This window comes from Ignavibacteriota bacterium, assembly GCA_016713565.1.
Lineage (GTDB): Bacteria > Bacteroidota > Ignavibacteria > Ignavibacteriales > Melioribacteraceae.
Genome location: JADJOX010000008.1, coordinates 862,583 through 886,607, shown reverse-complemented (window position 1 = coordinate 886,607; position 24,025 = coordinate 862,583). Strand labels below are relative to the sequence as shown.

General features: G+C 30.8%; 19 protein-coding genes, 2 tRNA genes and 1 pseudogene. 7 read left to right on the top strand and 15 right to left on the bottom strand.

Translation table 11 applies throughout. The features are described from left to right. Window positions 1-169: 169 nt before the first annotated feature. Window positions 170-538, top strand: a complete 369-nt coding sequence (gene trxA / locus IPK06_18530) for a thioredoxin (protein MBK7981962.1) — start codon at window positions 170-172, stop codon at window positions 536-538. A gap of 34 nt (window positions 539-572) precedes the next feature. On the opposite strand, the gene IPK06_18525 is transcribed toward trxA, so the two are convergent. Further along, on the bottom strand, window positions 573-905 hold the full coding sequence (locus IPK06_18525; GenBank protein MBK7981961.1) for a 4a-hydroxytetrahydrobiopterin dehydratase: 333 nt from the start codon (window positions 903-905) through the stop codon (window positions 573-575). 67 nt (window positions 906-972) lie between these two features. Then, window positions 973-1,061 (bottom strand) — tRNA-Ser (locus tag IPK06_18520). Between the two features lie 93 nt (window positions 1,062-1,154). Between IPK06_18520 and IPK06_18515 the strand changes: the two genes are divergently transcribed. Beyond that, window positions 1,155-1,241: transfer RNA gene (locus IPK06_18515), tRNA-Ser, on the top strand. A 282-nt stretch (window positions 1,242-1,523) separates the two neighbouring features. Here the strand turns inward: IPK06_18515 and IPK06_18510 are convergent. From IPK06_18510 to IPK06_18475, 8 genes and pseudogenes are all read right to left on the bottom strand, one after another. After that, entirely contained in the window at window positions 1,524-4,949 is a 3,426-nt protein-coding gene (locus tag IPK06_18510) for a T9SS type A sorting domain-containing protein (GenBank protein MBK7981960.1), read from the bottom strand. A 539-nt stretch (window positions 4,950-5,488) separates the two neighbouring features. Next, entirely contained in the window at window positions 5,489-6,808 is a 1,320-nt protein-coding gene (locus IPK06_18505; GenBank protein ID MBK7981959.1) for an NCS2 family permease, read from the bottom strand. A gap of 22 nt (window positions 6,809-6,830) precedes the next feature. After that, the gene (locus IPK06_18500) at window positions 6,831-7,490 is read right to left on the bottom strand and encodes a DUF5020 family protein (GenBank protein ID MBK7981958.1); all 660 of its coding nucleotides are present in this window, start codon (window positions 7,488-7,490) and stop codon (window positions 6,831-6,833) included. Window positions 7,491-7,505: 15 nt separating this feature from the next. Beyond that, window positions 7,506-8,735, bottom strand: coding sequence for a uracil-xanthine permease (locus IPK06_18495; GenBank protein MBK7981957.1), 1,230 nt, complete (start codon window positions 8,733-8,735; stop codon window positions 7,506-7,508). 156 nt (window positions 8,736-8,891) lie between these two features. After that, entirely contained in the window at window positions 8,892-9,836 is a 945-nt protein-coding gene (arcC, locus tag IPK06_18490; protein ID MBK7981956.1) for a carbamate kinase, read from the bottom strand. Beyond that, window positions 9,833-11,152, bottom strand: a complete 1,320-nt coding sequence (locus IPK06_18485) for a GTPase (GenBank protein MBK7981955.1) — start codon at window positions 11,150-11,152, stop codon at window positions 9,833-9,835. The genes arcC and IPK06_18485 overlap by 4 nt, the downstream gene beginning before the upstream one ends. A 194-nt stretch (window positions 11,153-11,346) precedes the next feature. Beyond that, window positions 11,347-13,182: pseudogene (glmS, locus tag IPK06_18480) on the bottom strand (glutamine--fructose-6-phosphate transaminase (isomerizing)). Window positions 13,183-13,256: 74 nt separating this feature from the next. After that, a complete protein-coding gene (locus IPK06_18475) occupies window positions 13,257-13,961 on the bottom strand; it encodes a GNAT family N-acetyltransferase (GenBank protein ID MBK7981954.1) in 705 nt (234 codons plus the stop codon). Window positions 13,962-14,324: 363 nt separating this feature from the next. Between IPK06_18475 and IPK06_18470 the strand changes: the two genes are divergently transcribed. Then, window positions 14,325-14,852 (top strand): hypothetical protein, encoded by a 528-nt coding sequence (locus IPK06_18470; GenBank protein ID MBK7981953.1) that lies wholly within the window; start codon window positions 14,325-14,327, stop codon window positions 14,850-14,852. A gap of 8 nt (window positions 14,853-14,860) precedes the next feature. Here IPK06_18470 and IPK06_18465 read toward each other — a convergent pair whose 3' ends face one another. From IPK06_18465 to IPK06_18450, 4 genes are read right to left on the bottom strand one after another with little or no spacing between them, the layout of a single operon-like run. Next, window positions 14,861-16,816, bottom strand: coding sequence for a glycoside hydrolase family 97 protein (locus tag IPK06_18465; protein MBK7981952.1), 1,956 nt, complete (start codon window positions 16,814-16,816; stop codon window positions 14,861-14,863). A gap of 26 nt (window positions 16,817-16,842) precedes the next feature. Next, complete coding sequence (locus IPK06_18460) at window positions 16,843-17,388, bottom strand: lipocalin family protein (protein ID MBK7981951.1); 546 nt, start codon at window positions 17,386-17,388, stop codon at window positions 16,843-16,845. Between the two features lie 5 nt (window positions 17,389-17,393). Further along, entirely contained in the window at window positions 17,394-18,029 is a 636-nt protein-coding gene (locus tag IPK06_18455) for an NTP transferase domain-containing protein (GenBank protein MBK7981950.1), read from the bottom strand. Window positions 18,030-18,088: 59 nt separating this feature from the next. Continuing rightward, a complete protein-coding gene (locus IPK06_18450) occupies window positions 18,089-19,348 on the bottom strand; it encodes a pyridoxal-phosphate dependent enzyme (GenBank protein ID MBK7981949.1) in 1,260 nt (419 codons plus the stop codon). A gap of 261 nt (window positions 19,349-19,609) precedes the next feature. Between IPK06_18450 and IPK06_18445 the strand changes: the two genes are divergently transcribed. From IPK06_18445 to IPK06_18430, 4 genes are all read left to right on the top strand, one after another. After that, window positions 19,610-20,248, top strand: a complete 639-nt coding sequence (locus IPK06_18445) for a DUF308 domain-containing protein (protein MBK7981948.1) — start codon at window positions 19,610-19,612, stop codon at window positions 20,246-20,248. Between the two features lie 133 nt (window positions 20,249-20,381). Further along, a complete protein-coding gene (locus tag IPK06_18440) occupies window positions 20,382-21,269 on the top strand; it encodes a mechanosensitive ion channel family protein (GenBank protein ID MBK7981947.1) in 888 nt (295 codons plus the stop codon). 85 nt (window positions 21,270-21,354) lie between these two features. Further along, window positions 21,355-21,948: a Crp/Fnr family transcriptional regulator gene (locus tag IPK06_18435; GenBank protein ID MBK7981946.1), complete on the top strand. Its 594-nt coding sequence runs from the start codon at window positions 21,355-21,357 to the stop codon at window positions 21,946-21,948. Between the two features lie 77 nt (window positions 21,949-22,025). Further along, a complete protein-coding gene (locus IPK06_18430; GenBank protein ID MBK7981945.1) occupies window positions 22,026-22,904 on the top strand; it encodes a pirin family protein in 879 nt (292 codons plus the stop codon). 84 nt (window positions 22,905-22,988) lie between these two features. Here the strand turns inward: IPK06_18430 and IPK06_18425 are convergent, their stop codons facing one another. Then, a complete protein-coding gene (locus IPK06_18425) occupies window positions 22,989-23,999 on the bottom strand; it encodes an ornithine carbamoyltransferase (GenBank protein MBK7981944.1) in 1,011 nt (336 codons plus the stop codon). Window positions 24,000-24,025 lie beyond the last annotated feature (26 nt).

Here is a 24,025-nt window from a genome sequence, read left to right as displayed (position 1 = left end):
TGAAAACTTATTTTTTTAATGAAATGCATATTGTGCGATAATTAAAATTTTGAATTGTAATTCTTCAAAATAATAATAAAAAAAACAACAACATATTTTGGTATAAAATTAAATTTTACTGAATCCTTTTAAGAATTGTGACATCTAACCCTCAAAAATAAGGAGAAATATGACTGAGCATTTAACAAAACAGACTTTTTTAGATAAAGTTTTCAATTACGAACAAAATAAAGAATGGAATTATGCCGGTGAACTTCCGTGTATTATAGATTTTTACGCAGATTGGTGCGGACCGTGTAAAATGGTTGCTCCAATTTTGGAAGAATTAAGCAATGAATATGCCGGACAAATAAATATATATAAAGTTGATACAGAAGCAGAGCAGGAACTTGCTGCTGTATTTGGAATTAGAAGCATTCCTTCATTATTATTTTGCCCAAAAAATGAAAGACCTCAAATGGCGCAGGGTGCTTTACCAAAACCGTCCTTAATTGAAGCAATAAACGGCGTTTTATTAAAATCGGAAACTACTTCTTAATAAATTTTATAAAGAGCCGCATATTTTGCGGCTTTTATTTTAATAATCCATCAATTTTTGCAGCAAGAATAAAATCATTTTTACTCAATCCGCCTATTGCGTGTGTATAAAGTTCAATTTCCACCAAATTATATTTTATCAGAATATTTGGATGATGCCCTTCATTTTCGGCTAAATCCGCAATTTTATTTACAAATGCCACAGCGTTTACAAAATCCGCAAAATTGTATTTTTTTATAATTCTGTGTTCACCTTTACAATTTAAAGTCCATCCATCAATATGTTTAATGTAATTTTCTTCCTCTATTTGATCAAATGGTTTTGAAAAACCTTCGCATGGAAGACATCTTTTTTGAGTTAAAGACATGATATTTCCTTTCTTAAGAAATGATAATAATGCAGAAATTGAAGAAAAAGAAAAACAAAAATAGATGCGGAAAGAGAGGGATTCGAACCCTCGGTCCGCATAACTGCGGACAACGGTTTTCGAGACCGCCGCATTCAACCGCTCTGCCATCTTTCCAATTTTACATTACAAATTTACAAAAGAATATAATTTTTTTAGATATTTATTTTTAAATTAGGGTTAAGATTAATATATTTACAGACTCAAAATGGAGAGGTGCAGGAGTGGCTGATCTGGCACGCCTGGAAAGTGTGTGTACGGGAAACTGTACCGTGGGTTCGAATCCCACCCTCTCCGCGATTAAAAAGTCTAGTGTACTTACATTGGGCTTTCTAATTTTCATGAATTTGTTTCCTTCTTTAATTTTTCCTTCCTGAATTATGAGATTTTTTATTTAGACATTGTCCAACTACTGCATTTATAAATGCTGTCAATTTATCTCCTCAGATAGAACTGATGTATACATACAGATGCCCCATTTAGTTTAGTTAATTGTTGGGATTTATCTAATATCTGGCTTAAAAAGAAAAAGCCCTTCTTTGCGGGAAGGGCTAAGATAGATCAAATATTTAGATCAGATTATTTTATTAAAAGCATTTTTTTTGATTGTATAAAGTCACCTGCTTTGATTTGATAATAATAAATACCGCTGCTTAAATTACTTGCATCAAATATAACTTCATGATTACCGGCCTCTCGAGTTTCATTTACTAATTCGACAATTTTTTTTCCTAATATATCATAGACTTTTAATGTAACAATACTTTTTTCCGGCAACTGATATGTGATTTTGGTTGTTGGATTAAAAGGATTGGGGTAATTCTGATCTAACTTATATTCAGTGGGAATTGAGTTTGTTATATTTTTTATACTCGTCGGTGAACTTATTACTCCTAATTTTATTTCTGATAAGTGTTTGAAATATATTGTGTAGTAATTTTCATCAACTACTTTTCTTATCCCTTCAAAATCCGGTTCTAATCCATTTTCTGCGAAAAATGGGAATAATAAATCTATATTATAATTTAATAGTTCCATCAAAGAATCAATATTACTTCTCGGTATTTTAAGATATCCTTCTTTGTTTTTATTAAAATAATAATATTCAAGAGGATTGTGGGATCCGGACGAATCTCCAATAACAGTAAAACTTAGATATAATACTTCAACTATTTCTTCAGTTTTTGGACTATCTATTAATCCATTTTCACACATTCCCTTCAGCATAAATTCTATTTTAATATTTTCATTTAGACTTCCTTTAGGGAAAAATAACTCAGCATTAATTAAAGAGTTATAATAAGGTTGGAAAGCTGAATATTGATTCGGAATATTATATTCAGGAAACTTCATAGTTTGGCCCTCAGAGAAATTTCCTTCTTCAATTATAAGGTGAGTTTGCGAGTTATCGCAATTTGGAAATATTATTTTATATGTAATATTTTTTGAAGTACTTATTTTTTCATTATATAATTTTAATATTTCATTTTCGCCTAAGATTCTATTATATATGCGTACATCATCTAACGATCCTTTGAGATATTCTAATTCTCCATCTGCATCAACACCAAAATATAAAGGATCTGAATTGATCATCCTTGTATTAGTTATACTAATTTGATTATCTAACTTTCCATCCAAATAAAGTAAAATTTTTGTAGGTGTATAAGTTGCAACTAAATGATGCCATTCATTTAATGGAATTGATTTCGAAGTAATTATTGTTTGTGTTTTATCTGTACTATAATGATTAAGATTAGCAGCGATTCTGCCGTGTACATTATCAGAGATACAATAATTTGAAATTGTATCACCTTTACAAATAAATCCTGCATATTGGATATGATTATCAATCGAGAACCAAAAACTATACGACAATGTATTGTTCTGCTTTAAATTAAGTTCATCAAAATGGGGAACTTCTATCCTACAATCTATTCCATTAAAATGAATAGCTGAATTTAAATTATTAAATCTATCACTTATCCATTCAAAATTGCCAAAAATTGTTCCATTGTGCTCATTCCCACTTTCATCTTTTGTATTTTTGTTTAATGGATAATATGCAATTAACCCATCATTTTCATTCATATTAACTATTGAGAAAGAGCCATCGCTAATTATATACTGACCATACTTTGGGGCACTTATTCTAATTTTACAATTATATGATGGTGTATTAGGGACATACCAGCTTTCATATTTCCCAATATTTGGTATGTTTTCAACTATGTTAATCCAATTAGCGCCCTCATCAATTGAATAATCAATATTTATATTGCCTTTGTTTGTTAAAGGAATAAATTTAATTGTTGGTATACTTCCTATGATTATTTTATCACCATCTTTAGGTGATATTATTGAAATAGACTCATTTGATCTTTCGTTAAATAGAGCAAAAACATCGTTTGGATTTAAATATCTTTTATAAATCCTAATATCATCTAATTTTCCATTAAAGTATTCCGCTTTTCCGCTTGCTTCAACTCCAAAAAATAATGGATCAGAATTGATTATTGGCGTCTTGGGAAAAGTAATTTGATTATCGAACTGCCCATCTACATAAAGCATGATTTTGGTCTGTGTATATATTGCTACTAAATGATGCCAATAAGTAAATGTTAATGATTTAGTGCTAGTTGCACTTATCCAATTATTGGAACTATTAGAACTAATATTTGCAGAAATTTTACCATCAGAATTATTTGTAATGCCATAGTTTGTTATATTATTTCCTTTAAATAATAGTCCTCCACTCTTATTTGATATGGTAAACCAAAGACTAATTGAAAGAGTATCATTTTCACTCAAATTAAAGTCTTCATTATGTGGAACTTCTATTCTACTATCAATTCCGTTAAATTTTACTGCAGAATAATAACCACCAGCTCTATCATTAACCCAGGTTATGCCACCGAATAATGTCCCATCAAGCTCGTTGCCGCTAATATCCATTCCACATTTTACAAAAGAATAGTTAGCAATTAGTCCTTTACTAATGTCAAATTCTGGCAATGTTGTAAAATCAGTTCCATCAAATTTAAATAAAGTAAATCCGCCTAACCATAGAATATCATTTTTACCAACACATATGGAATGTAGTACATCAAAGTTATAATTTGAATTATCCTTATTATAAATAGTCCATTTGATTCCGTCGAATTTTAATAATCCAACACCATCATCACACGCAGCCCATAAACAGTTTTTACTGTCAAAAACGATCTTATCTATTCCATAAGAAAAATTTGTAGGTTCATCAATTTTGTACGTGGTAAAATTACTACCATCAAAACTTATTACAGCATTTCCTTGTCCAATCCATATTATACCATAATTATCTACACCAATTGCCCCAGAACTATTATATAATAATGGTGAATTGTTAATATTGTATACTGTCCAATCATTCCCATCATAAGAAACTATTCCGTTATTTGTTCCTATCCAAATATTTCCCAAACTATCTTTTGCAATAGAATAAATTCTATTCGAAGGTAATCCTGAATTTTCCATATTAAAAAAAGTAAATTTCTTACCGTCGAATTTTATCAGACCGTTTAGCGTGCTGCCTAAATAAGATGTATCTTGAATTAATGTAAATCCACGATTTGATGTGATCCAAATATCATTATTGTTCACAACAAATTGTGATTCCTGGAAATAATTTCCAGGTAAATTGGAATTTTCTATATTATAGATTTCCCAATTTTTACCTTTGAATTTCATTAAACCTTCATTCGTTCCAATCCACTTATTCGCATCATTATCTATTATTATATTTCCAGTATTCTTAGGATAATCTCCGTTCACAATTTCAAAATTTTCATTATTCGTATTAAATTTAACCAAACCTTGAGATCCGGATGAAGTTCTTCCGCAAGTTAACCAAAGAGTGTCATTTTCGAGTACTAAATCATTAGGGAAATATTCTATTTGAGAAAATAAACTTATACTTGGTATACAATAACAAGTAAACATAAATACATAAAATAAATTTTTCATTTCGACTCTCATATCATTGAATTATGATTTAATTGAAAAAATTTTATTATTTATTCTTCGGGAGAGAAGTACTTTGAGGTTGGTTGAATTATCTTATGATTCAGCAATCTTATTTTCTTACTCTCTCGGAGTAGGAAAAATCACTTATTGTAACTAAGTATTAACTTCTATAATAGTCAATAATTATTTTAAGTTTTTTATATAAAAGATTACTCTAAATAGACTTCGAGTATTATTTAATTGTATTCGTTTTAGAAGTAAAATATCATACAAAAAAAGCACAAATTGCAGAGATATAAAATTGGAATAAATGATTCTTAGAATAACAAATTAATATTATTTCAATTCTATATTAGTTTGATAAAAACTTGATTGATTTGTTTTTAGAATTGGCTTAAATTAGATGTAAAGTGAATGAGATAATATTTGGTTGGATGAGTTTGTTTTGGTGTATAATTTTTAATTTTTAACTCAATACCTTCGAGATTTATAAATTATTCTATAAACCTCGAAGGATTAAAAATTAAAACAGATTAAGATTAAATTACTAAAGCAAGAATGGCAAAAATATCAATAACTATAAGCATAATTGATACTTCTTCTCTTTTACCGATCGCAATTTTAATTATCGTCCATGAAATAAAGCTCCAAATAATTCCTTGTGTAATTGAATATGTTAAAGGAATTAATATCATACCGAGGAACGCGGGAATCGCGTCATCAAATTTTGACCAATTGATCTTTAGAACAGGTTTCATCATAAAAACTCCGACCAAAATCAAAGCCGGTGAAGTTGCAATTGATGGAACAACGGATAGAAGCGGTGAAAAAAATATAAAAGGTAAAAACAATAATCCAGCAACAACAGCTGTCATTCCGGTTCTTCCTCCTTGTTCAACTCCAGCGGCAGATTCAATATAACTTGTACCTGAACTTGTTCCGAATAAACCAGAAATTGTAGTTGAAACAGCGTCAACAAGTAAAGATTTTTTTATATTTCTCGGTTCACCGTCTGCATCTGTAATATTTGCAGCTTCGGCAACACCAATAAATGTAGAAATTGAATCAAACATATCTGTAAATAAAAATGCAAAAATTACCGGAAACAACGCAAACTGAAGCGAGTTTACAAAATCTAGTTTTAGTATCAAACTGAAATCAGGCATTGCCATTAATCCTTTCCATGTAACTAAAGTAGGAACACCATAATTTATAGCTGAGGCATCTCCGTAAAATCTACCAATTGGTATAGATAAAATTGTTGTAATGATAATTCCAATTATTAAAGCACCCTTAACATTTTTAATTATCATTATTGAAGTAATAAATAACCCAATTAAAAATGTAACAATTATGGGATTTAATTTCGTAATTGAAACCAAAGTAGCTGGATTATCAACAATAAATTTGGCATTAACAAAACCAATGAATGTAATGAATAATCCAATTCCGGCTGCGATTGCGTATCTTATTTGTTTTGGAATTGCTTTAACTATCAATTCACGGACTTTTAGTACAGATAAAATTATAAAAACTATTCCCGACCAAAAAACGGCGCCAAGCGCAACTTCCCATTTAACGCCCATTCCCAAGACAACGGAAAAAGTAAAAAAAGCGTTTAATCCCATTCCGGGAGCTAAAACAATCGGGTTGTTTGCATAAATACCCATCATTATACTGCTGAATGCTGAAACTAAAACAGTAGCCGTTAATACACCGCTGAAAGGCATTCCGGTAGCTGAAATAATTGCCGGATTAACAACAATAATATACATAGTTGCCAAAAAAGTAGTAATTCCCGCGAGTATTTCGGTTTTTAAACTTGTATTATATTTTGAGAAATTTAAAAATTCGTTCATTTTATTCTACCTGTTAATTTAGTTAGAAATTCCATTTTACGGCTAATGTTGGGTTAATTTGTATTTTATCTTTTAAAGGAATAAAGTTATTACTAATTTCAACTTCACCTCCAACAGCAAAGTGCGAGTCAACATTAAACCAAAGTTGAGGTTCAGTCAATAAAACCAACTCTTTACCGTCGGTATACCAATAATCTCCGCTCCATAAATCTAAAAATCCGGTAAAAATAAGTTTGCCTTCAAAAAATGGTTTAAACCAAACTGTTGTTAATTGATAGTCCATACCTTCGGATAAATAATCTTTTCTTAAAAGCAGATCGGTATTTAAAGTAACAAACCCTAAATTTATAGGATAACTTGCGCCGGCAAGAACAATGTGACCTAGCGGTCCCCAGGGAGCTGTTCCATCATTATATTGGATAGTTCCTGCTAATCCTCCTGTTCCGGGAATTGTAAGATATCTGGCAATTTCAAAATATGCTAAAGCAATTGAATTATTTCCGGACGCGTTATAATCAAAATCAATAAAGAAGAATGTGGAGCCGTATTCATCGGGTTTAAACATCTCTATTGTTGAGGTAAAGTATTTTCTATCTTTTCCAAAATCATAATGAAGCTGAATGTTCTGCGCAAAAATTGAAGACGCAATAAAAAGTAAAATTGAGAATGTAAATTTCTTCATGTAATACTCCTGATATTAATTGTTTTTTGGTAAAATAATATTTAGTAAAACGCCAATAATTCCTGCCAAACCAATACCGGCAAGTTGAAAATTTCCAACTCCTAATGACATGTCCCCTATTCCAAAAACAAGAATTATGGCAACAATAACCAAGTTTCTTGAGTTTGACATATCAATTTTATTTTTAACTAAAGTTCCAATTCCAATAGCCGCGATCATTCCAAATAAAAGGACTAAAATTCCGCCCATAACGGGAATAGGAATTGTTTTTAATACTCCGCCTAACTTTCCAAAAAACGCCAAAGATATTGCAAATATTGCCGCTATTGTCATTAGTTTAGTTTCAAATCTTTTTATAAGCGCAACTGCTCCGGTAACTTCCGAATAAGTTGTATTTGGCGGACCGCCCAAAACTGAAGCAAAAATTGTAGCAACGCCGTCACCAAGTAGTGTTCTGTGCAAACCGGGATCTTCAAGAAAATCTTTATTTGAGATTTCTGAAATTGCCATAATATCGCCGACGTGTTCAATTGCCGGAGCTATAGCGACCGGAAGAATAAATAAAATTGCGGAGATATTTAGAATAGGAAATTCATATGTTCCAGCGTTTATGGCTTCTATCCACGGAATCATAAACCATTTTGCGTCGGTTATTGGCTGAAAATTTACTTTGCCCAATATTATTGATAGTAAATATCCTCCGGCAATTCCGCTAATAATAGGAATTAACTTAAAGATCCCTTTTCCTTTAAGTACAACAAAAATCGTCACAAATAATGAAAACAATGCGACTATTATAGCGGTCGAATCTAAATTTGTACTTCCATCAAAATTCTTTGTCATTCCAACAGCTACAGGAGCTAAATTTAAACCAATTATCATTATAACCGGTCCGGTAACTATGGGAGGTAAATATTTTTCAATAACTTGAACTCCTTTTGCTTTCACCAATAATGAAAGAACAACATAAATTAATCCGGCACTTGCTAATCCGCCCAAAGTTGCACCAAGTCCAAATTCTTTAATTCCAATTTGAATAGGAGCAATAAACGCAAATGAGCTTGCCAAAAAAATAGGAACTTTTCGTTGAGTAATAAACTGAAATATTAATGTTCCTCCTCCAGCTGTAAACAAAGCTAAAGAAGGGTCCATTCCTGTTAATAAAGGAACAAGTACAAGAGCGCCAAACGCCACAAAGAGCATTTGCATACCAAGTATAATATCGTTAGATGTGTTATTTTTCAATACTGCACCTTTAGAGTAGTTAATAATGATAGTTAATTATGTAATATTTTTAAGAAGTGTGAATTATATTGGGAATGAAAAATAGCAAAAAAAGGATAAAATCAAATAGGAAAAGAGCTTTTTATCTTTTTATTTTTAAATTACATAAAGTAACTACTATAATGATATACGAGTTCCGCATTCTGGAATAGGCAGGCTTTCTTCGTTTGTAATAATACTTTCATTATTTGTTGATACGCAAAAATTTATAGCTGCTTTTATCTTTGGCTCCATGCTGCCTGAACCAAATTCACCAGTATCGAGATATTTTTTAATTTCGCCCACTTTAATTTTACCGAGTTCTTTTTGATCTTTTTTGTTGAAGTTTATATATACTTTAGGAACGTCGGTAACAATGTAAAATTTATCAGCGCCAATTTCTTTTGCAAGAACAGAGGATGCCAGATCTTTATCAATTACAGCTTCAATGGCTTCCAAGTATCCGTTATCATGTTTATAAACTGGCACTCCGCCCCCGCCAACGGCAATTACAATTGTACCTTTATTTGCAATAGATCTTATAACTTCTTGATTCATTATCTTTAAGGGAACCGGAGATGCTACGACTTTTCGCCATCCCCGATTCCTCGAATCCTTCTTAAATATCCAATTGTTTTTTTTAGCAAGTAAATCCGCTTCTTCTTTTAGATAAAATGGCCCGACCGGTTTTGTAGGATTTTCAAATGCCGGATCATTCTTATCTACTAGAACTTGCGTTACTAGAGTTACAACATTTTTCTTAATTTTTTCCTCGTTAAAAACATTTCTTAACTGGCGCTCTATCATGTAGCCAATGCCGCCTTGGGAATCCGCTACGCATATATCCATAGGCATTTGAGGAATTTTATACTTTTCATAACCTGCTTCATTTCGTAAAAGTATGTTTCCAACTTGCGGTCCGTTCCCATGTGTTATAATCAAATTATAATCATTTTTTATCAATCCAACTAATTGTTTACAAGTATCGAAAGTATTTTTTTCTTGTTCGTCAATTGTACCAATTTCATTTCCACGAAGAAGCGCATTGCCGCCTAGCGCAATAACCGCAAGCTTTTTTTTCATATAATACCTTTTTCATTCATAATTGTTCTTAACGTAATCGAACCAATTTCCTGGAGTTCGTACATAACTCTTGTTGAAGGTTTATTTATTTTCAAAATCCTTCCAAGATCAATCGGTGTACCAATAACAACAGCATCGCAATCAACTTTATTTATTGTTTCTTCCAAGTCTTTAATCTGCTCTTCTCCATAACCCATAGCAGGAAGTAAAATTCCAATATTCGGATATTTTGCAAATGTTTTTGAGATTGAGTTTACGGTAAAAGGACGAGGATCAATTATTTCTATTGCTCCCAATTTTTGCGCTGCAACAGTTCCAGCTCCGTATTTCATTTCACCGTGTGTCAAAGTTGGACCATCTTCAACTACTAATACTCTTTTATTTTTTATAATCTCGGGTTTATCAACAATTAATGGTGAAGCACCTTCTATAATTACAGCGTCGGGATTAACCATTCTTGAATTGTTTATAACAGTCAAAATATCTTCAGGTCTTGCCGAATCTATTTTGTTTACAATAACCGCATCTGCCAGTCTTAATGATGTATTCCCGGGATAGTAAGTCAATTCATGCCCCGGACGATGCGGATCGACAACAGTAAAAGTTAAATCAGGTTTATAAAATGGCATGTCATTATTTCCGCCATCCCACAAAATAACATCCGCTTCTTTTTCCGCTTCACGAAGAATTGCTTCATAATCAACACCAGCATAAATTATTCCGCCAAGTGCAATATGCGGTTCATATTCTTCTATTTCCTCAATTGTACAATCGTGTTTTGATAAATCTTCCAGTGCCGCAAATCTCTGAACTTTTTGTTTTACCAAATCGCCGTAGGGCATTGGATGACGGACAGCAACAACTTTTTTTCCTTCGTCTCTAAGTATTTTAACAATTTTACGCGAAGTTTGAGATTTACCGCATCCGGTTCTGGTTGCAAGAACAGCAATTACCGGTTTTGTACTCTTTATCATTGTTTCGTCTGCGCTGAGTAATTTAAATGAAGCCCCAGCCGCATTTACTATTGAGGCTTTAGTCATTACGTAGTTAAAAGGAACGTCGGAATAAGAAAAAACCACTTCTTGAACCTTAAGTTCTTTTATTAAATTTACTAACTCACTTTCATCATAAATTTTTATTCCGTTAGGATATAATTTGCCGGCAAGTTCAGCAGGATAAATTCTTCCATCAATATTTGGGATTTGTGTAGCTGTAAAAGCGACTACATTATAATCTTCATTATCTCTAAATACTACATTAAAATTATGAAAATCTCTTCCGGCTGCACCCATAATTAGAACATTTTTTTTCAACATGGTAACTCCATTCTGTATAATATTACAATTTTTAGTATTTATTTTAATTTTTTAATATTTATTTTAATAATCAAAAATAATTTGTTTGCATTTATTATCGTAAATTACTAAAAATTTTCTGAAAAGGAAGTAAAAAATTAATGAAAAATTTAACTGTGATATTTTATGGAAGAGAAAGGAGTAGATTTAAACTTCTACTCCACTGTTACACTTTTCGCTAAGTTTCTTGGCTGGTCAACGTTTAATCCTTTTTTAACCGCAATATGATAAGCAAGTAATTGTAAAGGAATTACGTTTAAAATTGGCATAAGCAATCTTTTTGTTGTTGGAATTTTTATTGAATAATCAACTATTTTATCAATTTCTTCGTCATTTTCACTTGCAATTGCTATAATTTTACCGCCTCTGGCTTTAACTTCCTGAATATTACTTAATACCTTATCGTATACAGAATCTTTAGGAGCTAAAAATATTACAGGCATGTTTTCATCTATTAATGCAATTGGTCCATGTTTCATTTCGGCAGCGGGATAACCTTCCGCGTGAATATATGAAATTTCTTTCAATTTCAATGCACCTTCTAAAGCAACCGGAAAATTGTATCCCCTTCCTAAATAAAGGAAATTAGTCGCATTTACAAACTGTTCTGCTATTTTTTCAATTTCATTATTTAATTTTAAAATCTTTTCTACTTTATCTGGAATTGTTTTTAATTCTTTTATTATTTCAACTCCATCCTGCGGACTTGTTATTTTTCTTCTGCCTATAAGCAGTGCAACAAGCGCAAGTACAATAACTTGGGATGTAAATGCTTTTGTTGATGCAACTCCAATTTCAGGACCGGCATGTAAATAAACGCCTGTTTCTGTTTCACGGGCAATTGAACTTCCTACAGCATTTACTAATCCAACTGTTAAAGCTCCCCTTCGTTTCGTTTCTTTTAGTGCCGCCAAAGTATCAAGCGTTTCTCCGCTTTGAGAAATAAATATAACCGTGTCATCCGGAGTTAAGATAGGATTTCTATACCTAAATTCCGAGGCATATTCGACTTCTACCGGAATATTTGTATATTGTTCAAACATGTATTCGCCGACTAATGCCGCATGCCATGAAGTTCCGCAAGCTGTAATAATTATTCTTCTCGATAATGCAATTCTATCTAAGTAACCATGCAATCCGCCAAGCTTTGAAATTCCATCTTCTTCAAGCAGTCTTCCTCTTAGTGAGTTTCTTAAAGATTCAGGCTGTTCCATAATTTCTTTAAGCATAAAATGAGGATAACCGCCTTTGCTGATTTCATTTAAAGTCAATTGGACTTCTTGGATTTCCTTTTGAATTTTTTCGTCAAAAATTGTTTTTACTTTTATGCCGTCTTTGCTGATTTCAGCCATTTCGTGATCTTCTAAGTAAATAACTTTACTAGTATGTGCGATAAGCGCATTAACGTCAGAAGCAATATAATTTTCGCCAATTCCAACTCCAATTACTAACGGCGAACCATTTTTAGCAACAATAATTTTATCTGGTTGATCTTCATGAAATAAGGCAATTCCGTAAGTCCCTTCAACTTCGTTTAACGCAAATCTTACACCTTGAAAAAAATCACCTTTAAGCTTAATGTTTTTGTCTATCAAATTTACAAGTACTTCAGTATCGGTATCGCTGTAAAATTTATATCCCTCAGCAGAAAGAGCTTTTTTGATAACGGCATAATTTTTAATAATTCCATTGTGGATTATAAATAAATTGTCTTCATTGTTTGTGTGAGGATGTGAATTTCTAACATCAGGAACGTCGTGCGTTGCCTATCTTGTGTGTCCAATTCCAATTTTAGCAAAATGTCCGTTTCCATTTAAATTTTTCTCTAATTCGGTTACTTTGCCTTTAACTTTTATATTTTCAGCTATATTTTCGGAATTTATAAACCCAATACCTGCTGAGTCATATCCGCGATATTCTAAGCGTTTTAAACCTTCAACCAAAATAGGCACACAGTTTTTATCTCCAATATAACCAACTATTCCGCACATTTTTGCTCCTTTTTAAATTTTACTTAAGCAATAAAAAGAAAATTTCCAGTTTTGGAAATTTTTAATTTGCTATTTTACGGTTTAAAGTATGCCATTCTTAAAACATCATGCTCAATTCCATCAATTATCAAATCTTTTTTAAATAAACCTTCTATTTCAAATCCAATTTGCCGATTTAACGAAATGTTATTTATATTTGTTTCAATTGTGTTTATATAAATTTTATTTAAGCCCAAAAAAATAGTGCAATATTCAATCCACTTAATTGAAGCTTCTTTGGCAAATCCTTTACCTCTATATTCCAAATCGCCAATTAATTTCCTCATTTCCCCTTTTTTATTTTGGTTGTCAATATTCAAAATTGCCAGTAAACCTATCTGTAGATCATTTTTAAGCGTAATTGTTGCAAATTTATTTTTATTATCGGAGAGAATAAATTCTTTGTTAATGTTTTGGTGTGTAGTCGTGGAAAGAAGAAATTGGCGGCTCGTCTCATTCTCAAACCATTTTTCAATAATTTTTTTATCTTTCTTTTCCGAAAATTCTCTGATCTTTAAATTTTTCGTTATAAGAGGAAATTTATAGTCATCTTCAATAATTCTTATTTCCGGATGAATTTCCGAAATTTCCTTTTTCTCTATTGTCATTCCTAAAATTTCATTTGTAAGTTTTATATAATCACTTGTTTCAAATCCCATCATTAGTGTTTCATGGTAAATACTTTTTGCCAATGCCATCAAATTTACAGCTGAACTTACTTCACTGTTTTGCTTTTTCATTTTATCTCTAGTATTTAATTAGTAACAAAAATTAATTCCGAATGAAAACTTGGCGCTCAATATTATTATCGTTAAAAGAATAAATTTATTTTGAAACCAGCAAAGAGGAAATTTAAGAAACCCTATTCTGCAGCAAAAACGGATATTTATATATCAAATTTTTAGAATAACTGAATTATTGGAAAATTCACTAACTACTAAAATATAAATATTAACAAAATTTAGAAAATTTATTTAAAGAAATTTATTAACTAAAAAAAGTTAACCATTATAAATAAATATTATATCTATAATTTGACAAAAAGTATTTTTTGTAATTTTGAATAATTTCATTATTTTTAACTTGAATATTCATTTATTGTTATGGACATAACAGAACAAGATCTATTCAAATATATAATGTATCCAGAATCCCTTTCAGAGGATACATATAAATTCATATTTGCAAATGAAAGCAAGTTTGAAAAAGAATTAGATTTTCTGAAACAATTGAATGCCGACCTTAAAAAACCGACAGAGGATTCTACACTAGAAAAACTTTACAAGAGAATTGAAGAACAAAATTCTTTTGGTAAAATTATTTTAGAACTTGAAGAAAAATCCGGGAAAAACAGTAATGAAGAATGCTTTTTAGCAGCCGCTTCTATTATAAATAAAGACGAAATTAAATGCGCAACTTTTGTGGATAAAAATAAAAGCTATATTTTGAAGATGGTCACAAAAAACTCTGAAAGTAAATTTTATCTATTTACAAAAAATTTAGTTCAAAATAAAATTGTGAATATTACTTTTTTACCATCTAATAAAAAACTTTCCGCAAATATTAATGAATTTCCAATAATTTGCTCTTGGATTGAAGTTATTAATAAAGTTGAGATCAGTTTTTCTTGATGGCTTTATTAATTCACAGCATTTAGAATTGCCGCAAATCCTCCGCCTTTTGCCAAATGTAATTTCAGAGTTTCCCCTTTTGAAATTTTACCTTCTGAAAATTTTATGTCGCTCGCATATTTATTTGCATTTTTACCGTCAACAGCCAAATTGATATTATATAATTGTTTATCCACAAAATCTAATTTTATCTCTAAATTTCTTTCAGTCCAATTTGTAATACCGCCAATATACCATACATTGTCTTTTTTACGTGCGACAATCACGAATTCACCAACTTTACCGTCAATAACATGAGTGTCATCCCAAGTAGTTGGAAATTTAGAAATAAATTCAGCGGATATTGGATTTGCATAATAGTTTGAGGGACAATCAGCTAACATTTGCAGCGGACTTTCATAAATAGCGTAAAGCGCAATTTGATGGGCGCGAGTTCCTTGGCTCATCGGTTTTGAAAAAATTGATTTAAAATTTCCTTCTTCTGAATTTATCATAGCGCCCGGCGTATAATCCATTGGTCCGGCTAACATTCTGATAAAAGGAATTGTACAATCATAAGCCGGAGTAATTTCTTCACTCCACTTGCAATTTTCCAATCCTTTTACGCCTTCGTTTGAAATATAATTCGGATATTTTCTAAACAAACCGCTTGGTTTATAGGCTCCGTGAAAATCGACAAGTAAATGACGCTCGGCAGCCTCAATTAAAACCTTTTCATAATATTCAACCATTTTCTGATCAGCTCTTTGCATAAAATCTACTTTAATTCCTTTAACACCAAGTTCCTTAAAGAGATCTAAAACTTCTTCCAATTTTTCATCCAAAGGTTTCCATAAAACCCATAGTATTACACTCACATTTTTGCTTTTTCCGTATTCTATTAATTCTTTCAAATCGAGGTTATCATTACTTTCCAAAATATTTGTTGTAGTTTTCGACCAGCCTTCATCAAGAATAATATATTCCAAACCGTACTTGTTTGCAAAGTCGATATAATATTTATATGTATTTGTATTAATGCCAGATTCAAAATCAACGCCGTAAATGTTAAGAGCATTCCACCAATCCCATGCAACTTTCCCGGGTTTAATCCAACTTGTTTCTTTAATAACGCTTGAATCAGATAAAATATAAACTAATTGATTTTCTATAAGTTCTTTATCCTTTTCGCTTACCATAAAAATACGCCATGGAAAATTCCTATTTCCATTGGATGAAGAAATAAAATTATCTTCTGTAATTATTTCCGATCGGTCTGAAGATTCTTTTGGTTCTGATTTGATAACATATTTTGGAAATATTCCTTTCAATTTATTTGACAAACTTCCGGATAAAAATAAATTTGGATAGCTGTAAAGTCCCGATTCGGTTATACCGATTTTAAGTCCGTTATTGCAATCGACCAATGCCGGCAATGAACAAAATTGATTTTCTTTTATTTCATTAAGTTTAATGTATTTATATATTCTTTCATAATGTGAAATAAAACTTTCCTCTTCTGGGAAGTAAATTGAAAAATTTTGAGAAAAATTAAGGTCAACAATTTCATTAACAACTTTAATTTGTTTGTCAAAATTGCTGATTATTCTATACGCAAAACCATTATTGTAAGCTCTGAAATCAACCCAAATATTATTGGCGTAAACTAATAATAATTCATTGCACTGATTTTCAATCACGGAAGTTTTTTGGGAAACCGGAGGGAATATTTTTTCTTTTATCTCAGAATTTCTGAAATTAATTATTTTCTCATTTTTTGAAGGAAATAATTCCCCGTCTATATTTATAGCAATTTCACAGTTTTCAAGTATGTTCGTTTCGTTAAATGAAAAAGTATATCTTAACCCGTTATTATTTTCAACTTTGGCTGATAGTTTTCCATCTGGTGATTTTAAAACATAATTTTGAGAAAATACATTTACAAACAAAACCATTAAGAACACAAATAGAAATTTGATTTTCATTTTTAACTCTAAATTTATTTTATATTTTATTCTTGCTTATCCAACTCAAATAACTTTCTTGAGTATCCGTTTTTCTCAAATATTGAAAAGCATATTTCCATTTCTTCTTTACTCAATTTTGGAGTTCTGCTCAAAATCCAGCCGTATTTTTTGGAAGGCGTACCGATAGCGGCATATTTATAATTTTTGTCCAAGCCTAAAATCCAATAATCTCCCCAAAAAATATTCCAACCAAAAATACTTACAAAACTAACTTCCAATTTAGAATTTGATTTTTTATCAACGACTCTCGCAATTCCATCAGCGGAATCAAATTCGCCTTTTTCATCAATACATTTATTCACTACTTCAATATCGCCTTCGTTGTTTATTTTATATGTTGCCGTTGTATTTTTTACACATTGATCTTGAAACGAATTAGGGATTTTCGCAATTTCATACCAAGTACCAACATACTTATTCAAATCTACTGAATCTACAGTTGTTATTTTATTATAATCATCAGTTTGGGAAAAATAAAATATCGGCAGAATAAAAAGAAAAGTTAATGATTGAATTAGTTTTATTTTCATGTTATTTATTTATTAATTTTCGCAAAATCTCCTTGAGTATCAGCGTCAAAAAGAATTTCTCTGTATTTACATTCCCAAAAATATTTATTTATTTCTTCTGATGCTGAAAGATTTCTTAGGTTTGAATTAAAATCGGCGGCGATAATTTTTTTTATAACTTTTTGATTAAAAACAATCGGGTGTCCTTTTTCGCCATTGAATTTTGGCTGTATCCAATCAAACTGAGTATTATTTATTGAAATTAATTCATTATAAAATACTTCAGGTATATTCGGCTGATCGACAAAATGATAAATTACAAAGTCGGAATAACAATTTGTCAAACCGCATTGAAGTGAAGTGAACATTCCATTTTCATAATTAGAGTTGTATATGATCTCAATTTTTTCTTTAATATTTTCAGGAAGATTATTTATTTCGTCAATAATTTTTTGCGAATTAAAACCTGTAACAATGATAATCTTCCTGCAAATTAGATTAAGTTTTAAAATAATGTTCGCAAGAAAAGAAATGCCTTTATAAGTCAACAATGGTTTAAAGTCGCCCATTCGTTTAGATAAACCTGCGGTAATTATTAATCCGTTCAAATAAATTGCACCATAATTTTGAATTGCAGAACTGTTAGTAGAGTTAGAAATCATTTTATAATTAAAGTTAATTTAAAATGATTTATTAAACTATAATGTATCTATTTATATTTTTAAATTAATTCGTTAATCCAATTTTCATATGATTTAACTTCGGGGATTGAATTCCAGCTTTTGAGTGATAAAATATCTTTCAATCCGTTTCCGGTTATCATAATTATTGAATCACCGTATAATTCATTTTTGTTTGATAATTTTATATAACCCGCAAAAGAAGCCGAAGCCGCGGGTTCGGCTAGAATTCCAAATTGCCTTGATAATATTTTTTGCGCGAATATAATTTCCTCATCACTGACTTTAATTCCCTTTCCATTTGTATTTTTAATTGCTTCAACGGCTGAATATAAATTTCTCGGAGCTCCGGCATTAATGCTGTCGGCAATTGTAACAGCAGGTTTGTATTCATAATTTCCGTATTCCAGATAATCAGCAATTGCACTGCTGCCTTCAGCTTGAACTGCAATTAATTTTGGTAAATTTTCAATCCATCCAAGTTCAAATAATTCTCTTATACCTTTATAAATTCCCGAAATTATAACGCCATCACCAACAGGAATAAAAATATTTTCCGGCAAATTCCCGTTCAATGAAATAAACATATCGTAAATGGAAGATTTTTTTCCTTCAATTGTAAGCGGATTATAGGCCGTGTTTCTGTTATACCAATTTTTCTTTTTTGAAATTTCCAAACAAAGATCAAACGCCAAATCATAATCTCCGTCAACTACAAAAATATTTGCCCCAAATGATTGTATTTGTATACGCTTGCTTTCCGGAATATTTTTCGGCACAAAGATATTTGATCTTAAACCAAGTCTTGCACAAATTCCGGCAAGTGAAGAACCCGCATTTCCTGTAGACGCGGCAGAAATTTCATTTATTCCTAATTGAATTGCTTTTACTGCGACTAATATTGATGCTCTATCTTTATACGATAAAGTAGGATTTCTTGAATCGTCAAAAATCTTTATTACTTTATTTCCATAATTTATTTTGGAAATCGGATTTTCGGAAAGTACAAGTTTGTTAAGTTTTGTTTCCGATATATGATCAATTTCATTATTCTTAAATTTTATCGGCCACAAATAAGGATACTGCCAAAATTTACCGGCACTTTTTTCTAAAAACTCTTTTTTAGTGATCTTCTGACTTATATGGTTGTAGTCATAAATTATCTCCAAAACTCCAACAAGCGGTTTATTTTTTTCTAATTTTCCGCATTTTGGACATAGATAAATTTCGTTACTTTCAATTTCACTAGAATTAAATTCCGACTTACAATTAAAGCATTTATAACAATAGTTGTTCAGCATATATTTCTATTAAATAATTAAAAAAATCAGTTAAAAGTATTTCGATTATTGGATGCATTAAAATTTACTAAATTTTTTGATTTATCCGCAGATCATAAATTCTTTGTTTATGTTTAATTTTTATTGATCAAAACATTCAATATTATTAATTTTAGAACATTTTAACTTTATTTCATTTAAATCTTTTTATTATAATCCAAATTTCTTACTTTTTTATAGTAATTATTTTTCTAATATTTATAAATTTAAGAAGATAAAGATATGGCAAACAGCTTTTTCAAAACCATTAATAACTCAATTAAACATTGGTACATGCCTTTAATTGTCGGTATTATTTTCATCTTAATTGGTTTATATACATTTTTGTCTCCACTCGAATCATATGTTGCTTTATCAATTTTATTTAGTATTTCATTTCTTATTTCGGGATTTTCGGAAATCATATTCTCAATTTCAAATAAAGATGAAATTGATAGTTGGGGTTGGTCACTAACTTTCGGTATCATTACTTTTGTATTAGGTAATATGCTCATATTGAATCCAGCTATATCATTAACAACTCTACCATTTTATGTTGGATTTTTAGTTATGTTTCGCTCCATTTCTTCAATAAGTTTTTCGCTTGAATTAAAAAACTTTGGAATAAAAAATTGGAAATTTTTAATGCTTTTTGCAGTTTTGGGACTACTATTTTCATTTATACTAATTTGGAATCCGCTTTTTGCGGGAATAACAATTGTAGTTTGGACAGGTCTGGCATTTATTGCTACAGGTATATTCAGCGTTCTAATATCGTTTAGATTAAAGAGATTACACAATGTAGCAAATTCTATCCCAGAGAAGTTCAATCAAAAATACAATTCAATTAGATTGGAAATTGAAAACGAACTAAAGAAATAATAACTTATGCAATAAATAATTTCCTTATAAAAAACTCCTTAATACAAATTAACTTTAATTGGTTAACTTGTATTAAAATTTCATTTATTTATACAAAACCAGATAACTAAATCTATTACTATATTTTCATTTTATGATAACTCAAGTAAACAATGTAGAATCAATTTTAGAGAGCTGGCAAAAAGAAGCTGTTAGCTTTATTCCGGAGATAATTCTGGCAATTATAGTTTTTATCTTGTTTTATTTGCTCGCAAAGCTAATTGTTAAATTAAGTAAAAAATTTTTTTCTAGAGTGTTAAAAAGAAATTTCGAGATTACCAAAATTATTTCATCTATAATTTATTTTTTGTTTTTATTTTCAGGGACATTATTTGCTTTGCAAATATTAGGCTTAGAAAAAGTTGTAACTAAAATTTTATCAGGTGCGGGAATTATTGGAATTGTCGCTGGTTTCGCATTTAAGGATATTGCATCAAATGTTTTTGCCGGATTTTTATTAAGCATTCAGAGTCCCTTTAAAAAGGGTGATTGGGTATTAATTGACGGCGCTTATGGAACAGTAAATGAAATAGGATGGCTGACAACTACAATAAATACGGTTCCGGGTCAAGAAGTTTTTGTTCCTAACCAAATTATTTACAGCAACACTTTTACAAATTTTTCAACATTTCAGAAACGAAGAATTGTACTTGAAACAGGCGTTTCATACGGCGATGATTTAAATCATGTTAAAGATGTAGCGCTTGACGAGATGAAAAAAATACCTGAATTATTAACAGGTGAAACTATAGATTTTTACTATACTAACATTGGAAGTTCTTCATACAATTTTCAATTAAGGTTTTGGATTAAATTTAAGAATAATGACGATTATCAGAAAGCAGTAAGTGACGCAATTATATCTATTAAAAATCGATTTGCAAAAGAAAAAATTTCTATTGCATATAATGTTACAACCCTTGATTTTGGCGTTAAAGGCGGAGTTAATTTATTTGATAATGAAATTAAAATTTTAAAATAATTTTTTATTTGTAATTGTAAATTCATTTGGTGAATCCAATCATATTAAAAAATTAATTGACTATACTAAACCCAAATTATAATAAATGAAAGAATTTAGTTTAAAATCATATTTAACATCTAATTTAAATCTTAGCGATGATGAGATTTTTTCCATACAAAAAAATTGCCAAATTAGAGAATATCAGAAAGGTGAATTTTTAATTCAAAATAATGAATTTTGCAGTCATACTTTCTTTGTTGAAGACGGACTATTACGGCAATATTATTTCGATAAAAATGGCAAAGAACATATCCTGCAGTTTTTTCCCGAAAATTGGTTCGTTACCGAATACGAAACTGTTTATTTTAACGAACCTTCCAAATATTTTATTCAAACTTTGGAACCGTCTAAAATTGCATTTATTGATGATACCTTCTTAAAAAAACTTGAAGATTTATTTCCGGTTTTTAAAGATCTGAATAAACAATTATTATATAATCAAATTCGTGTTTTACAAAACAGATTAACAATGTTAATGAGTCAATCTGCCGAGGACCGTTATCTTCAATTTGTTGAAACTTATCCTGATATCCTTCTTCGAGTTCCTCAAACCATGGTTGCTTCTTATCTTTCAATAACACCAGAAAGTTTAAGCCGTATTCGCCGTGATTTAGCTTTAAGAAACAGCAAGAAATAATTTCTTAACATAAATCAATTAATAATGCTTTAACTTAAGTTAATTTTACGATATTAAAATTAACAAGGAGAAATGTTATGAAAACAAGAACAGTTGAATTAGTTTCAAAACCACCTCAACCCCACTGGGTTGGAGACGGATTTAGAGTTCACAATTTTATTCCCGGCAGTTATCATTTGGAAATGGAAAGAATGAATCCATTTATATTACTTGATTATAACTCCAAATATACTTTTCCTGCTTCAGAAACTCCGAAAGGTGTAGGTGTTCATCCGCATAGAGGATTTGAAACCGTAACAATCGCATATAAAGGAAAAGTTGAGCATCACGACAGCAGTGGCGGCGGCGGTGTAATCGGCGAAGGTGATGTTCAATGGATGACGGCAGCAGGCGGTGTCCTCCATAAAGAATATCATGAAACAGAATGGAGTAAAACAGGCGGACTATTTCAAATGGTACAATTATGGGTTAATCTTCCCTCTAAAGTCAAAATGAGTGATCCGAAATATCAAGCTATAAAAAATGAAGATATCAGTCGCCATAAACTTGATGAGAATGGAAGCGAAATTGAAGTTATTGCGGGTAATTACAAAGGTATCAACGGCAGTGCTTCTACTTTTACTCCAATACATATGTACAACGCGAAACTGAAAGAAGGAGCGGAATTTGATATTGAACTTCCTTCAAATTTTAACACAATTGTTTTAGTAATTGAAGGAAATGTTTTAATTAATGATTCCGAAAATGTACCGGTTGATAATTTAGCGCTTATGGCAAATGATGGCGAAAATTTCAAAATAAAAGCATTGAGTGATTCTGTAGTTTTAGTGTTGAGCGGTGAACCGATAGATGAACCGATAGCAGCTCATGGACCTTTTGTTATGAATACAAAAAAAGAAATTTTCCAGGCATACAGTGATTTTAATAACGGTAAATTCGGTTATTTGGAAGATTAACTTTAAAGGCTTTCGGTTATTCCGAAAGCCTTTATTATTTTTTGTAACCATGCGCGGTTCAAATTTACTTCAAGGTATAGAGAACTACATTGTTAAAGACATAATCGATTTTGCCGTATGCAGTCTATTTTCTGCTTCATCAAATACAATTGAAATATTCGGGTTATCCAAAATTTCATCCGTTACTTCATTATTTCTATCTGCCGGCAGCGCATGCATAAGTTTTACGTTTTTATCAGCTAATTTAATTCTTCGTTCATCGCAGATCCAACTTTTATACTTCGCTAAATTTTCAGCCATTTCTCTTTTACATGAAGCTTCATTTGTAAGGTAATCACTAACAGAATATTTTCCAAATCCGCCCCAGTTTTTTGGAATTACAACATGCGCACCTTCAAACGCTTCGTCCATATCATTTGTCAATTTTATACTTCCTCCTCCAGCTTCAGCATTTTTATGCGCTTTATCCAAAATATTCTGACTTAATGGGAATTCTTTTGGATTGGCAATAGTAACATCAATGCCATAACGAGGAAAAAGCAATGCTTGAGTTTGCGGTACGGAAAGCGGCTTTGAATGGGTATCAGCATAAGCCCATGCAATTGTTACTTTCAAACCTTTTGGATTTTTATCAAAATGTTCGAAAATAGTCATCAAGTCAGCCAAACCCTGAAATGGATGATAAACATCATCCTGAAGAGACATAACCGGTTTTCTTGAATACGCGGCTAATTCATCTAAATATTTTTTACCAACACCGTAAAAACAATTTCTGCACGCAATTCCGTGTCCCATTCTTGATAAAATTATAGCCGTATCCTTTGCTACTTCACCATGGGTTATTTGCATTTTGTCCGGAGTTAAATCGTGCGCGTGACCGCCAAGCTGTGTCATTCCGGCTTCCATAGAATTTCTTGTTCTTGTTGATTGCTCAAAAAACATCATAAATAATGTTTTGTGAGGCAATTCCAAATGAGGAATTTCTTTATAAAATTCATCTTTAAGTTTAAAAGCTTTATTAAATACAATATCTAATTCTTCTTTAGTCCAATCTTCACATGTTAGGAAATGTTTTCCCTTTAATTTGTTTTCCATAATTACTCCGGATAGATTTTTAATTT

Coding starts and splice junctions, on each gene's coding strand:
- trxA (MBK7981962.1), top strand. CDS start 170: ATGACTGAGCATTTAACAAAACAGACTTTTTTAGATAAAGTTTTCAAT.
- IPK06_18525 (MBK7981961.1), bottom strand. CDS start 905: ATGTCTTTAACTCAAAAAAGATGTCTTCCATGCGAAGGTTTTTCAAAA.
- IPK06_18510 (MBK7981960.1), bottom strand. CDS start 4,949: ATGAAAAATTTATTTTATGTATTTATGTTTACTTGTTATTGTATACCA.
- IPK06_18505 (MBK7981959.1), bottom strand. CDS start 6,808: ATGAACGAATTTTTAAATTTCTCAAAATATAATACAAGTTTAAAAACC.
- IPK06_18500 (MBK7981958.1), bottom strand. CDS start 7,490: ATGAAGAAATTTACATTCTCAATTTTACTTTTTATTGCGTCTTCAATT.
- arcC (MBK7981956.1), bottom strand. CDS start 9,836: ATGAAAAAAAAGCTTGCGGTTATTGCGCTAGGCGGCAATGCGCTTCTT.
- IPK06_18485 (MBK7981955.1), bottom strand. CDS start 11,152: ATGTTGAAAAAAAATGTTCTAATTATGGGTGCAGCCGGAAGAGATTTT.
- IPK06_18475 (MBK7981954.1), bottom strand. CDS start 13,961: ATGAAAAAGCAAAACAGTGAAGTAAGTTCAGCTGTAAATTTGATGGCA.
- IPK06_18470 (MBK7981953.1), top strand. CDS start 14,325: ATGGACATAACAGAACAAGATCTATTCAAATATATAATGTATCCAGAA.
- IPK06_18465 (MBK7981952.1), bottom strand. CDS start 16,816: ATGAAAATCAAATTTCTATTTGTGTTCTTAATGGTTTTGTTTGTAAAT.
- IPK06_18460 (MBK7981951.1), bottom strand. CDS start 17,388: ATGAAAATAAAACTAATTCAATCATTAACTTTTCTTTTTATTCTGCCG.
- IPK06_18455 (MBK7981950.1), bottom strand. CDS start 18,029: ATGATTTCTAACTCTACTAACAGTTCTGCAATTCAAAATTATGGTGCA.
- IPK06_18450 (MBK7981949.1), bottom strand. CDS start 19,348: ATGCTGAACAACTATTGTTATAAATGCTTTAATTGTAAGTCGGAATTT.
- IPK06_18445 (MBK7981948.1), top strand. CDS start 19,610: ATGGCAAACAGCTTTTTCAAAACCATTAATAACTCAATTAAACATTGG.
- IPK06_18440 (MBK7981947.1), top strand. CDS start 20,382: ATGATAACTCAAGTAAACAATGTAGAATCAATTTTAGAGAGCTGGCAA.
- IPK06_18435 (MBK7981946.1), top strand. CDS start 21,355: ATGAAAGAATTTAGTTTAAAATCATATTTAACATCTAATTTAAATCTT.
- IPK06_18430 (MBK7981945.1), top strand. CDS start 22,026: ATGAAAACAAGAACAGTTGAATTAGTTTCAAAACCACCTCAACCCCAC.
- IPK06_18425 (MBK7981944.1), bottom strand. CDS start 23,999: ATGGAAAACAAATTAAAGGGAAAACATTTCCTAACATGTGAAGATTGG.